The organism is Bradyrhizobium sp. 197 (assembly GCF_023073375.1).
In the GTDB taxonomy this organism is placed as follows: domain Bacteria; phylum Pseudomonadota; class Alphaproteobacteria; order Rhizobiales; family Xanthobacteraceae; genus Bradyrhizobium.
This window is the reverse complement of sequence record NZ_JADPJJ010000055.1, coordinates 84,295-97,715: the sequence shown is the minus strand read 5'-3', so window position 1 is coordinate 97,715 and position 13,421 is coordinate 84,295. Positions and strand designations below refer to the sequence as shown.

General features: G+C 61.4%; 12 protein-coding genes. 4 read left to right on the top strand and 8 right to left on the bottom strand.

Annotated elements, in window-relative coordinates; genetic code table 11:
- Positions 1-3: 3 nt before the first annotated feature.
- The 4 genes from IVB27_RS11835 (at position 4) to IVB27_RS11820 (ending at position 3,990) form a co-directional block, all read left to right on the top strand.
- Positions 4-1,092, top strand: a complete 1,089-nt coding sequence (locus tag IVB27_RS11835; protein ID WP_247443730.1) for a glycosyltransferase family protein — start codon at positions 4-6, stop codon at positions 1,090-1,092.
- A gap of 77 nt (positions 1,093-1,169) precedes the next feature.
- Positions 1,170-1,790 (top strand): acyltransferase, encoded by a 621-nt coding sequence (locus IVB27_RS11830; protein WP_247443727.1) that lies wholly within the window; start codon positions 1,170-1,172, stop codon positions 1,788-1,790.
- Between the two features lie 78 nt (positions 1,791-1,868).
- The gene (locus tag IVB27_RS11825) at positions 1,869-2,801 is read left to right on the top strand and encodes an NAD-dependent epimerase/dehydratase family protein (protein WP_247443725.1); all 933 of its coding nucleotides are present in this window, start codon (positions 1,869-1,871) and stop codon (positions 2,799-2,801) included.
- A complete protein-coding gene (locus tag IVB27_RS11820) occupies positions 2,794-3,990 on the top strand; it encodes a glycosyltransferase family 4 protein (RefSeq protein WP_247443724.1) in 1,197 nt (398 codons plus the stop codon). Before IVB27_RS11825 ends, IVB27_RS11820 begins: the two co-directional genes overlap by 8 nt.
- Here IVB27_RS11820 and IVB27_RS11815 read toward each other — a convergent pair.
- The 8 genes from IVB27_RS11815 to IVB27_RS11780 all read right to left on the bottom strand — a co-directional run bounded on the left by IVB27_RS11815 (position 3,987) and on the right by IVB27_RS11780 (position 13,409).
- A complete protein-coding gene (locus IVB27_RS11815) occupies positions 3,987-5,300 on the bottom strand; it encodes a hypothetical protein (RefSeq protein ID WP_247443722.1) in 1,314 nt (437 codons plus the stop codon). The genes IVB27_RS11820 and IVB27_RS11815 overlap by 4 nt on opposite strands.
- Positions 5,301-5,342: 42 nt before the next feature.
- The gene (locus tag IVB27_RS11810) at positions 5,343-6,305 is read right to left on the bottom strand and encodes a UDP-glucuronic acid decarboxylase family protein (protein WP_247443720.1); all 963 of its coding nucleotides are present in this window, start codon (positions 6,303-6,305) and stop codon (positions 5,343-5,345) included.
- 161 nt (positions 6,306-6,466) lie between these two features.
- On the bottom strand, positions 6,467-7,216 hold the full coding sequence (locus tag IVB27_RS11805) for a glycosyltransferase family 2 protein (RefSeq protein WP_247443719.1): 750 nt from the start codon (positions 7,214-7,216) through the stop codon (positions 6,467-6,469).
- A gap of 11 nt (positions 7,217-7,227) precedes the next feature.
- Positions 7,228-8,631, bottom strand: a complete 1,404-nt coding sequence (locus IVB27_RS11800; protein WP_247443717.1) for a capsular polysaccharide export protein, LipB/KpsS family — start codon at positions 8,629-8,631, stop codon at positions 7,228-7,230.
- Positions 8,628-10,022 carry a surface carbohydrate biosynthesis protein gene (locus tag IVB27_RS11795; protein ID WP_247443714.1) on the bottom strand — a complete coding sequence of 465 codons (1,395 nt, stop codon included), beginning with the start codon at positions 10,020-10,022 and terminating at the stop codon, positions 8,628-8,630. Before IVB27_RS11795 ends, IVB27_RS11800 begins: the two co-directional genes overlap by 4 nt.
- A gap of 25 nt (positions 10,023-10,047) precedes the next feature.
- On the bottom strand, positions 10,048-10,980 hold the full coding sequence (locus tag IVB27_RS11790) for a hypothetical protein (protein WP_247443712.1): 933 nt from the start codon (positions 10,978-10,980) through the stop codon (positions 10,048-10,050).
- Complete coding sequence (locus IVB27_RS11785) at positions 10,977-11,861, bottom strand: class I SAM-dependent methyltransferase (protein WP_247443710.1); 885 nt, start codon at positions 11,859-11,861, stop codon at positions 10,977-10,979. Before IVB27_RS11785 ends, IVB27_RS11790 begins: the two co-directional genes overlap by 4 nt.
- Before the next feature lie 24 nt (positions 11,862-11,885).
- Entirely contained in the window at positions 11,886-13,409 is a 1,524-nt protein-coding gene (locus IVB27_RS11780; RefSeq protein WP_247443709.1) for an oligosaccharide flippase family protein, read from the bottom strand.
- Between the last annotated feature and the right edge of the window lie 12 nt (positions 13,410-13,421).

The following is a 13,421-nucleotide window of genomic DNA, read 5'->3' as shown; positions in this document are numbered from 1 at the left end:
GCAATGCGTCTGTTCCAAAATAGCTGTTTCTATCCATCCTACCTGCCGCGGTTGAACCAGCTCGCGGCAAAGGCCGTCAGCTTCGAAGAGCGACGCCGGGTTTTTCTCAACGATCGTTTCGGTGCGTCGCATTTCCTTCAACCGGTGCTCGACGGTTCGCCGGACGCCTTCTTCACCAACGGGGATGACGAGATCCTGCAGCGACGCTGGGCGCGCGAGCAGGGCATGTCGGGCGAGCCGACGCTTGAGGCCATCCTGCTCGCCCAGATCGAGCATCACGCCACCGAGGTGTTCTACAATCTCGATCCCGTGCGCTACCCGAGCGCTTTCGTTGCCAAGCTGCCGGGCTGCGTCAAGAAGACGTTGTGCTGGCGTGGCGCGCCATCGGGAAATGCTGACTTTACGTCCTATGGCGCCGTGCTTGCAAACTTTCCCTCGATGCTCGACATGTGGCGTCGCAAGGGATGCCGGGCCGAGGTATTTTACCCGGCGCATGATCCAGTGATGGACGAGTATGGCCACGGAGACCGTCCGATCGACGTCGTCTTCGTCGGCGGTTATTCACGACATCATCGTGAGCGTGCGAAGACGCTTGAGCGAGTCGCGAGCCTATCGGGCAGTCATGGTGTCGTATTTTGTCTTGACGCATCGCGCTTGACCAGGCTCGCCGAGAGTGCAATCGGGCGATTGCTGCCCCTGCAGCAGCACAGACGTCCCGAAGCAATCGCAGCTATCGCTCGGCCGCCGGTATTCGGGAGAGATCTCTACGAGCTGATTGGCTCGTCTAAGATCGCGCTTAATGGCTCGATCGACATGGCAGGCGAGGACCGTGGTAATATGCGTTGCTTCGAGTCAATGGGGTGTGGTGCATTGCTCGTGTCCGACGCGGGAAGATATATTGATGGTATGCATGAGGGGGTGACCATCGAAACCTATGATACACCGGAACGGGCGGTCGAGGTCATTTCACACAGTCTGCAGGACTGGCGCAGATCGGCCGAGATCGCAGCACTAGGTCGAGCTCGCATCCGGGACATTTACCATAAGGACATGCAGTGGAAGCTATTCGGCGAGCTCGTGGGGCGCCTCTGACCGCGCAGCCGCTCCGTTGGAGGTGTTCAATTGAAAATCCGTGCACGTTGGATTTTGCTATGTGAGAGGATAGGCTGATGTCCAGCCTCTCCACGCTTGTGCGCCGGTTTGCGCACGCCATCGATGGCTTCAACTTACACTATATCGTCCAGCGTCTGGTCGGACGGGCGACTTGCCGCTTGGAACGAGATGCTTTCTTGGCCCATAGCGCGCGGATCAGGAATGCGCTTGGCAAAAGCGAAAGGATTGTCATTGGCAGCCATTCTCACGTCAGGGGTGAACTGATGATCCTCGGTCACGGCGGTCAAATCACTATCGGAGAGTGGTGCTATGTTGGGGTCGGCACGCGTATTTGGTCAGGTGCGTCGATCGACATCGGAAATCGTGTCTTGATCTCGCATTCCGTCAATATATTCGACAATCTCTCGCATCCGATCCGTGCCTCTGAGCGGCACGAACAGGCGAAGCAGATTTTCTCTACCGGTCACCCAAGGCAGCTTTCTCTTGACGACCGTCCGATCAAGATTTGCGATGATGCGTGGATCGGTGCTTGCGCCATGGTTATGCGAGGCGTGACCATTGGTGAGGGTGGGATTGTCGCCGCGGGTGCTGTGGTCACCAAGGATGTTCCGGCATATTCCATCGTAGCAGGTAATCCTGCGACCATCGTCAGGGAATTGTCGCCGGGCGAGCGATGAGGGAGCATATGGCAATACCGATAGCAGTTTGCTTGCGAGCCAAGCGAGCGTCTCGTTGGCAGTACCCAAGGTAGCATAATGTCCACGTGGGTTACCGGTGCGAACGGATTCATCGGACGTCATCTCGTTCGCGAGCTGGCGGGCGCCGGGCGTGTGGTCCATGGCGTTGGTCACGGTGCGCTCGATCCGGCCGATGCGCACGCTCTCGGCTTGCAGAGTTGGATCAATGGTGAAGTCGATGCGGCCAATCTGAATGCACTCGCCGCCTTGCACGGCCTGCCGTCGCACGTCTTTCATCTGGCCGGCGGGTCGTCGGTCGGGCTGTCGATTGCGCGCCCATTCGAGGATTTTTCGCGGACCGTGACGAGCACGGCGCGTCTGCTCGAATGGCTTCGAAGTTTCGCGCCCAGCAGCCGGCTGATCGTGGTGTCGAGCGCCGCGGTCTACGGCGCCGATCACACCGGTCCGATCCCCGAGAGCGCAGCGCTTCTGCCGATGTCGCCCTACGGACACCACAAGCTGGTGATGGAACAGCTGTGCCAAAGCTACGTCCAGAGCTTCGGCATTCACTGCATGGTCGTGCGACTGTTCTCCGTCTACGGTCCCCACCTTCGCAAGCAACTGCTCTGGGATATCTGCTCTCGGCTGCGGAGCGAGGTAGAAACGCTGAATCTCGGAGGGACGGGCGCCGAGATAAGGGATTGGACCGACGTTCGCGACGTCGTTCGCTTGCTGGCGCGCGTCGCGGAGGCGGAGTGGCAGGACGATTTTGGCGTGATCAATGGCGGTTCGGGGCGCGGCGTGAGCGTGGCCGATATTGCCGAGGGACTGATCAGGCATTGGGACAGCAAAACGGTCGCGCGCTTTTCCGGCGTCGCGCGGCCAGGGGACCCGACGAGCTTGCTGGCGGACAACGGGCGCGTGCTCGACATGAATTTCGATTGGCGTATCCCATTGGAGCGCGGTCTGGCCGATTACGTCGAATGGTTCAGGAGCCAGGCTCGTGCCTGAGCGTACGTCGCTGCGGATTGCATTCACCAACATCCCGCGTCGGCTATGGGCGGGCGGCTACAACTATCAACGCAATCTGTTCGAGGTGCTGAACCGGCATTCTCCGGGGACCGTGGTACCCGTGCTGTTTGCCGGAACGGCGGACGATCCCGGGGAGATCGCGGTGCTGGCCGGCATTCCCGGCGTTGAGGTCGTGCGCTCGCCGGTTTTCGATCACGCCGCGACCGGTCTTGCCCGCGCAACGGACCTCGCCCGCGCGATCGTCTTTGGTTTGGACGCACCTGCCGTCGCCGCGTTCACGGCCAGCCAGATCGACATGGTGTTCGAATCCGCGCGCTTCTTCGGCTGGCGCCTGCCATTTCCGGCGGTCGCATGGTTCCCGGATTTCCAGCATCGACTGCTCCCGCATCTGTTCTCCAGGAGAGCATATTGGCGGCGTGATCTCGGCTTTCGGGTTCAGATCGCATCGGGCCGGCACATCATGTTGAGCAGCGCCACGGCGCTCGGCGATCTCAAGAGGTTCTACCCGGGCAATTCGAACGGCGTCTCGGTCGTCCGGTTTGCGACCGAGCCGCCCGCCAGTCTGCTCGCCACGCAGCCGTCCGACGTGATTGCGCATTATGGTCTTCCGTCACGGTATTTCTACCTGCCAAACCAGTTCTGGCGGCACAAGAATCACCAGATCGTGGTCGATGCGCTTGATCTGCTGAAAAGCCGGGGGCTCGACGTCGTCGTCGCGGCATCGGGAAGTACGCAGGACTTCCGTGAATCCGGGCTTTTCGAGAGGACCATGAGTGAGGTCAGGTCGCGTGGTCTCGATATGAACTTCAAGCATCTCGGAATGATTCCACTGGATCACGTCTACGCGCTCCTGCGCGCATCGATGGCTCTCATCAATCCTTCGGAGTGCGAGGGGTGGAGCACGACTGTCGAAGAAGCCAAGTCGTTTGGTGTCCCGACGATCCTGTCCGACATCGATGTCCATCGCGAACAGACCGAGGGCGGCGCGCGATATTTCGGCATCCGCGATTCCGAAGCCTTGGCCGATCACCTGTCGGAAGTCGCACAATCATCCGATCATGCGACTATCCGGAACCTGTTGCCGAATCTCGAGGAGCGCGTGAAGGCGTTCGTTGCGGATTTCGTCCGACTGACTGCGGACGTGATGCAAACCGCAGGAATTCGCTAGTCAGGGAGTCCGGGCCGCTCAAAGATGCTTCGCGGCACCACGTTCCAGAGCAGGAAGAGAAGCGCGGTGCCGTGGGTCACCATGGCGACCGTGAGCGGGGTATTGAGCAGAACATGCGGCAGCGTGCCACTGGAGATCAACACGAAACGCTGCGGCAATCCTGCCGAGGCACGGTTGCCCAGAGCCAGGATGAAACCCGACGCAAGCGCCGTCAGCGGCGCGAGATAAGGTCCGACCGAGGCGACACCCTCCGTCGCGAACAGGGAGGCGTTGAGCATGCCGAACCCGTATGTGTCCTGCATCACGACCGACAGCTGATCTTGGTAAGCGCAAGACATGACCGCTTTCAGCACCGAAATTTGGCAGAACCAGGTCAGCGGATGACTGGCGAAGAAATGGTTGTAGATGTCGAGAGCGCTCGATGGCGTCGCCATCATGCGGATGTTGACCACGTCGAAGTACTTGCTAAGAGGGTCGTGGAGGACGTAGCCCGCCAAGGCCATGGCGGCGACGCCGAGCAGCATCGGGATGAAGAGCGATGTGATGACCGAGGTTCTTGCGTTCAGAAAGCGTGACAGTACGGCAAGCACGATCAGCCAGGCTGACGTGAAGAACGAGAACTTCGTCAGCGTGATCGGGTAGAAAAACAGGAGCAGGATCAACACCAGGCCGGCGCGCCAGCGATAGCCGAGCAGCCAGTAGCAGGCGAAGGCGAACGGCAGCAGCGTGCTGGAGACCCAGCCGACGAGATATCGCACCACTCCAGGAAATTGCAGCGCGCCGCGGTAGTCGTAGATGTCTGCGATGGCGACCATACGGAAATTGTAGGTCGAGGCGACGGCAATGGTGCCGATGGAGATCGCCAAAATAGCCGTGAGCAGATGCTCGAAGGCGGCATTCGACAGCACGACGAGCTGGCGGAACGGCGCCCGGATGAACAGAACGGGCAGCAGGAAAAGCATCAGCGAGAACGCTGCCGAACATCCCGCGAGCAATCGCTCGTAGCTGTATTCGGAGAAGACGTCGATCCACAGGAAGCCCAGGATCATCGTGTAGAAATAGAAACCGACGAAATAGCCGAAGCTGAAGCGAGCGGCGGCGAACAGCAGCGAGACCACGGAGAAGGCGACCGCAATCGCGACCGCGATCCAGACGCGCTCGCCGCTGAAGTGGATATAGGACTGGAAGTTTGCGACCTTGATCAGCGACAGACAGGTGACGGCGCTCTGCAGCAGCAGCAGGATCGTTAGTGCAGCCCAGGTATCCAGCCGCGATCGCAGTTTCTGGATGATGTCGGACAATGCGCTCATGGCGGACAGGCTCGCTTGCGGCCGACGAAGTTGCGAACGGGATCAGGCCAGCTCGAGCGTGCGCTTGAAATAGGCGATCGTCTCCTTCAGCCCGTCCTCGAGCGCGACCTTCGGCTCCCAGTTCAGCGCCGCCTTCGCCTTGGCGAGGTCGGGCTGGCGCTGCCGCGGGTCGTCCTGGGGCAGCGGCTTGAAGATCAGCTTGGAGCGTGAGCCCGTGAGCTTGATGACCTTCTCGGCCAGTTCCCGGATCGTGAACTCGGAATTGTTGCCGAGATTGATCGGTCCGGTGACATCTTCGTTCGTTGCCATCAGCCGCATGATGGCCTCGACGAGATCGTCGACATAGCAGAACGAGCGGGTCTGCCCGCCGTCGCCGAACACGGTGATCGGCTCGCCCTTGAGCGCCTGGACAATGAAGGACGACACCACGCGCCCGTCATTGGGCTGCATGCGCGGGCCGTAGGTGTTGAAGATGCGCGCGACCTTGATCGGCAGGGCGTGCTGGCGCCAATAGTCGAAGAACAGCGTTTCGGCGCAGCGCTTGCCTTCGTCGTAGCAGGAGCGGATGCCGATCGGGTTGACGTTGCCCCAATAGTCCTCGGTCTGGGGATGGATCAGCGGATCGCCATAGACCTCGCTGGTGGAGGCCTGGAAGATGCGCGCCTTGAGCCGCTTGGCGAGGCCGAGCATGTTGATCGCGCCGTGCACCGAGGTCTTGGTGGTCTGCACGGGATCGCGCTGGTAGTGGATCGGCGAGGCCGGGCAGGCCAGGTTGAAGATCGCGTCGACCTCGATGTAGAGCGGGAAGGTGACGTCGTGCCGGACTGCCTCGAACAGCGGATTGGCGATCAGATGGGCGATGTTGCGCCGGCTGCCGGTGAAGTAATTGTCGACGGAGACCACCTCGGCCCCCGTATCGAGCAGCCGCTCGCAGAGGTGCGATCCGATGAAGCCGGCGCCTCCGGTGACGAGGATGCGGCTGTTCTTGTAGCTTTCAAACGGCATGATCGGTTCCAGGATTGTCCGCGGCAGAGCGCGCTGAGTGGTATCGGCAACGGCCGGACTCGCCAATAGACAAATGGCTTGGTCAAAGGTATTTGAATACCCTTACTGTGCATGAGGTTGTTTCGATATTTTCGTGGGTGCCCTCGGCAGGGCGTGGGAGGCTAGAATTCCCGCCGTTTCAGCCAGGCGCGCGCGCTCCAATGAGCAAAGCACCAGGCCGATCTGATCAGGGAGAGCTGTTCGACATTGCGGTAGATCTGCCAGACCCATTTGGCGGAGCGCGCCGGGCGGCTGGAGACCGAGGAGCCCCTGACGCGGTAGCGCGCAAGGTCCTCGTTGAGGCCGTATGCGGTATGGCCGCGCTTGAGGATCGAGAGCCACAGGCAAAAATCGTCGTAGCCCTCGTTCTTCATCAGGATGGGACCGGCGATCTCGCGGTCGACCAGCGCGGTCAGCGTGGCGATCGCGGTGTTCTCCAGGAGCTGATTGTAGCTCAGTGACGCCGGCACCTCGATCAGCCGGCCGGACATGGTGTTGCTCTCGTCGATGCGGCGGAACGCGGTGTAGCTGAGGGCGGCCCGCTTCTCCCGGGCGAAGGCGAGCTGGCGCTCGAGCTTGCCCGGCAGCCACAGATCGTCGCTATCGAGGAAGGCGAGATAGCGGCCCTGCGCGGCATCAATCGAGGCCTGGCGGGCGAGCGCCGGGCCGCCATTCTTGGCCTGCCGGATCAGCTTGACGCGGGGATCACGCTCGCCGATTGCCGCGATGATCGCCGGCGTCCTGTCGGTCGAGCAGTCGTCGGCGATCAAGAGTTCCCAATCGGCGAAGGTCTGGTCCTGCACCGAGCGGATCGTCTCCTCGATCAGGCCTTCGACGTTCCAGGACGGTGTGATGATCGAGACGAGCGGCATGATGGGTCCGTTCAGTTCGTGCCGGCGGGCTCGGCAATTGCCGCGCGCAAAGAAGCCGCAAACGTGTCGAGCAGATTGGGATCGCCAATATAAAGCTCGCCCGGATATGACCGGCGCCAGGCAGACTCGAAGTAGGGTGCTCCCCTGGCCGGATCGAACGGCCCGGCGGAGAGCGCTTCGCGCAACCGTGCCGGCACGTCGGCCAGACGGTCGACCGCATACACCAGCGGGCAGGAGCGATAGAACGCATCGCCCATCACCACGACAGGCTTGCCGAGCAGCAGTGCCTCGGCACCCGATTTGCTGTTGACGGAGATCACGGCATCGGCGCGATTGAGCACGGTGTAATTGTTGGTCTGCGGCGGCGGCAGCACGAAATTGTCGAACCGGCGCGCGAGTTCGAACAGCCGCGAAGCCGCGATCGCGCCGATCTGGGCGGGATGTTCCTTGACCACGAGCACATGCGAATCCGGGATCGTGCGCAACAAGAAGTCGACGGTCGCGACCTGGTCGAGATAATCCGGCGAGCGCAGCGTCAGCGCCATGTCGGCCGGGACGTGGAAGGGATAGTAGACGAAGGGCGTTTCGGGAAGCGGACGATAGAGCTTGCGCAGCCGCGCCGCGTTGAGCGCCATTGCCGCATGAACACGCGCGTGGCGCAAATTGTGCCCGAACTCCTGGTGCTTGCCGAGCGCAAATTGGTCCCAGAGTTTTTCGGCAAGACGATTGGCATTGCGCAAATTGACGACCTTCTTGAAGGCCGCCGAATAATGATGCTGGTCCTTCTTGGGGATGACGATCGCACGCTGCGTCAGCGTGTCGTCGAGATAGGCGCGCACCTCTGATGACACCGTGTCTGCGGGCGTCGACATCACGTCGGGAGCTGCGAGGCTGTCGGGCGTAAAATACATGCGGCCGCGGAAGAACGACGGCTCGATGAACCAGTTGCGGATGTTGCGGCGCCTGGCGGCGTAGAAGCTCGCGATGACGGAGAGAAAACCGCCGAGCTCCTGCACCAACTCGGCGCGCGTGCCTTGCGCCTCCAGCCGGTCGAGCAGCGCCTCCATGGCGTTGGCATAAATCATGAAGCGCCGGCGCAGCGCGGCCGTGTCGCGGATGCCGAAAGTGAAACGCTCATGGCTGAACAGGAAATTGGTCCCGTCGAGCCCGTAGGCAGCAACGCGCGCGTCGAACGCCTTGCGGTCGTCGGGTGCTGGCCCGGCCTTGAGGCCCTCGCGATACATGTTCGTGACCGGCACGTCTGCCGCGGCCGAAATCTCGGCGCTGCGATCGTCGAAGGCAAGCAATTCGACATCATGGCCAGCCGCGCGCAATCGCTGCGCGACCGGAATCCAGAACCGGGTCTGGTATTCCGCCAGCGTGGTGATGAGTATGGTCTTTGCAGATGGGGTCATTGCTCTAGGACCTGGTCGATCGCAATGCTCGCGAGCGGCAAGCCCGTCGTCGCGCAATGCGCGCGTCGCGCTCTGAATTGCAACGGGCTCGCGCGATCATGAGTTGCGATCCGCTGAAGCAGGGTTTTGACGAAGGCGGGCTCGATCCGCTTGTCGCGCCGGGCTGGATTGAACCGGCTGCGCAGCCGCTCGGTGACGGCCGAACCGAGCGCGGCGCTCGCGGCGCCCTTGACGATCTGGCCGAGGCTCGGCTTGGCGCGCGTGCCCTTCAGGGTCGCAAGCAGCGAGACGTAAGGCCGGCGCGAACCGGTCGTGCGGGTCAGGATATCGGCGACACGGTCGGCCGCTCGTCCGTCGTTAAGATGGAAGAAAGTCTCGATGTCGGCGGCGTGAACGCCGGCGAAATCGAAGGTCCCGGTTTCGCGCTCGACGTGGTCGATCGCGCCAAGCAGCTCGTCGAACGAGGCGACCTGCCGGCTCACGCGCGCGGGCAGGCCGGCATGACCCGCGGTGGTCGGTGTGTTCAAATATTCGAGCTGAAGCGGCAGCTTTCCGAGCAATACCGATTCGACGGCCGTCCCGCAGTTGAGATGAACGATCGCGGCCGCGTTGCGGATGCGGTCGAGCACGCTGCCGGTGCCGTCGATCACGACGTTGGCATGGCGCGAGAGCGCGTTGCGATAGACGTCCTCGCTCTCGAAGGGATGCGGACGTACGAGAATTTTGCGGTCGGGCCGCGCTGCGGCGAGCCGCTCGATCTCGGCGAGATAGTTCGTGAAGACCTGCTTCAAATCCGCGATGAAGTGATCGACATAGTCGCCGTCCCAACCGGACCGCACCATCGCCTCGCGCTCCCCGCCCGGCTTGCCGGTGAAGCGCGAATTGACCAGCGGGAAGTTGGCGTTGACGAGCAGATAGCCGCGCGGTTCGCCGTCGAGCAGCGCGCGCCAGCGTGAAGCTGCAAAATCGAAGCGCGGGCAACCGGTGAGGTGAAGCTGCTCCGGCAGCATGGTTCCGGCCGCCAGGAACGCGTCGTGCAACCGGCTGCCCCAGAAGAAATAGCCTGCCAGGATGTCGGCGTAGCCGCTCTCCTTGACGTGCGCGGCCATCGCGGGCGGCGAGTTGCCGCCCTTTTCCGCGAGGACACCGCCTTCGGTATCGAGCACGTACAGCGCGAGGCCGGCCTTGGCAAAGCTGCGCATCAGGTCGAGATTGACCGGGCGTGCGTAGTTGACGACCAGTGCGTCCAGCCCGAGCCGCGGGACGTCGACCGCCTGCTCGTACATCGGCACCAGCACGACGGAGACGCCGCGCCGTGCGAGTTGATAACCAAGCATGACTGCCCCCGGCAGGTCACGCTTGGGGTGATCGACCACCAAGCCTATGCGCAAGATCGGGGCTCCCGGCAGATCCGACTCAGAGGCGCATCACGGCGCGATCGATATCTGTGAGCGACCCGGCTGCCCGGAAGCGCGGAGCCGGTTCGGGGTAGATGCGCGGCTGCTGAATATAGGTTGCGGTATAGAGCAGGCGGTTGTGATCGGACTGAATCCGGCTGCCCATATGCAGGCAGCGGGCCGTATTGACGATGAACGACGACAGCCGCGGCGCAACGATCTCCTTCACCGCATCGGGCCCGGTCTTGGCGAACACCTGTTGATCGCTCATGTGGCTCTTCAGCGTGTTGCGGAACGGCTTTGAGGGGCCTGCCGGAATGAAGGTGAACGGACCATCGGCGGTGTCGCGGACGTCGGTCAGATAGATGAAGAGCTTGCAGACGCGCTTGTCGTCGTGATCGAGATGCCAGAGCTGGGAATAGCTCAGGGTCTGGTTTGGTGTCGGCTGTGACAAGGTCAGCAGCACGTCGGAGAGCTGCGGCAAATCATGCATGAAATCGCCGATGATGCGAAGCGCCGCGGGCTGCAGCGCATAACGCACAAAGGGATGGTCGGTCGCGAACGCACCGTTGACGAGATCCTCATCCAGGAGGCTAACCCAGAACGATTTGTGTCCGAGCTGCTGCTTGCCGGAGAGTTCGTTGAGCCGGCTCACCTTGCTTTCCGAAACTGCAGCGACGGCTTCCGCAAGGCTGCGCTCCATCAGCGAGGATACGTCGACATAGCCGTCTTCGTCGAGCTTGCGGCTCGCCGCGCTCCATTCCGGCTTCGAGGGAAGCTGTTCCAAGAGCCCGATCCGTTTGGCGCGAGCGCCCGGTTGCAGGCTGCTCAGGGCCGCCTTGGTAACCCAGCCGAGATCAGTCCGGTTGAAGTGCCACAGCAGGCGCCGGAACTGGCTGATCTTCCGCTTGTTGGGAATAGGGCGATTGGTAGTCGCGTTGACGGTTGTCATGTTGGCTCCCAGCAAAACAAAAACCCATCGTTGTGGATCGACGGAGCGAACGGCATCCGTTCCCGCGCCAGAATGCGGATGCGGCCCTGGCGCTCATACTCGTCAAGCGTGGAGAACAGCTGCGTCTGGTAGTCGACTGACCGGATATAGAGGAAGCTGACGATATCCCGCGGGTCGGTCAGGTTGAGAAGCTCGGTCGTCGGTTCAATGTTGATGACGCGCTTCGGCCTGGCGGCAATGATGTTGTCAACCACCTTGCGAACGTCATAGGGGATCTGCTCGATGCAGAAATAGGTGAATACAACTTCGCCGTTGATCGCTGCGAAGTTGATATCGGATGCGTCCGTCAGATCGATCCGATCGAGCGCGACCTTGTCCGACAGGCCAAAATGCGCGGCGACCTCGCGGCCGGTGGCGATGCCGTTCGGGGCGATGTCAAAACCCTTGAAGGTCCACTCCGGATGATCGAGATGGAGTGAAAACAGATTATAGCCGTAGCCGGTGCCAAGCTCGACGATCCGCTTCGAGTCCGCGTGCCGCGCAATCAGTTCGCCCAGCGCCTTTGCGCGATATCGATAATAGTCTTGAGCCGCAATCCTGCAGATCTGATTGTCGACCTTGCGGAGTTCTTGCGCCGTATTTGGAGGAATCAGAAACTCGCTCAGATCGTTCGTCTTGGTCCACGCCCTGGCCGTGAGCACCCTTTGCCAGATCAGGAGGTTATATTCCGAATTAACGACATCGGCGGTCCGCTTCACGCGTCGCATGACAAGACGACCAATGCTCCTGACCGCGTCTAATGCATAGGTCGTCGCGCGGTCCGCCAGGGACGCCTTAGCGAAGCGTTGCAGGCTGATGTTGTTTGCGCCCGTCGTGCTCATTCCATCGATCCGGCGAATGTCCGCTCAATTGCTCTTGGGCACCAGTCCCATCAGTTGCCCCATGGCAGGAAAGATGGTGCGGTGGCGTTTTTCGAGAACCAGGAAATATTGAAGGATCCAGACGATGATGCAGAACAGCCCGGAACCGAGGGTGAGCCTTAGCACGCTGTCGAACTGAATGTAACCTGCAATTATCCATAGAAAAATGCCGCCGACGACCATGATGGCGGCCTGAGTTCCGATCGCTTTTGCAAAGCGTTCAAGGTTGAGATCAAGTGCACTACGCAACTGGCTGAGTTGCAGCGGCAGGACCAACACGTTGGCCACGGCTTGGCCCAGAATCAAGGCCCGCTCGGCGAACAGGTGCAGCGTTGCGGCAGATACGACCGCCCAGATCAGCAGCTGAAGGCCCATGAGCATATTGAGCCGCGCCTGGATCTCCGGGCGCGTCAGAAAAATCAAACTCCCAATCGCAATGTATTGGGCACAGATCGGAGCCACGAAACTCACGCCCATCCAGGTGGCGTAGGGCGTCAGAAGCGGACCGATCCAAATTCGCAAGATGTCAGGCGACAGGATGGCGGCGGCTGCGAAGAGGGGCACCGTAAACATGGGTAGCAGAATAAGACCGAGTTCACCCAACCTTTGAAACGTTGTCGAGCTGCCGCGCTCGTCGAGGCGGCTCGCCACCGGAAGTAGTGCCGAGGTCAGCAGGCTGACCACGGTCCTGGATACACGCGAAAGCCGCACCAGCGCATCGTAAGTTCCGACGCCCGTTGGGCCGAATAGCACCCCGACCAACAAGGGTTGGAGGGGGCCGGAAATGCCGCCGATCAACCGGCCCTGCAGAAGGAGCATACAACGGTGCAGGAGGTCGCGGCGAATGTCGGACGTCCACGATGAAAAACGCGTGTTCTTCCGCCCCAGCGCGATTGCGGCACCGAGGAGCACGACAAGCGCGCGGCCGATAAGCGTGGCGAGATAGATATAGGCGACGACTTCGAAGCCAACGGACCTACAGGAGGCCAATATCGTCAGACCGACATAGACGACGGTCGAAGCAACCTCCGCCACCCGCAAAAGATTGTAGCGTTCGAATCCCTTGATGATCCCTTCCCACACCAAGGCTGGAATAAGGATCAGATTTCCGAGCGCAGTGAAGCGGAGTATGCTGACGAACGCCTCAACGTGAGCGGCATCGACCTTCATCAAGATCGCAAGATACGGGACCCCGAACCAGATCGCGGTGCTCAGACTCAACGCCAGGACGATTGACACCACGCTCAGAAAAGTGAGCTGCCGGGCAGCCAGAGCCCAATCGCGATGCTCCCGACCACGCGCCACCGTCTGAGTGGCCACCTCCGAAAGACCGAGATCGAACACGGCCATCATCCCGGTCGGGAGGAGCAGCCGCGCGAGCACGATCAGACCGAACTCGGTCACGCCCCAGGTGCGGATGATAACCGGGATCACCACCAGGCCGAGCACGGCAGCTCCGCCAAAGGCGATGATCGAGATCAGGGTGTTGTGGATCAGGCGCTTGATCATTGCGGTATTATA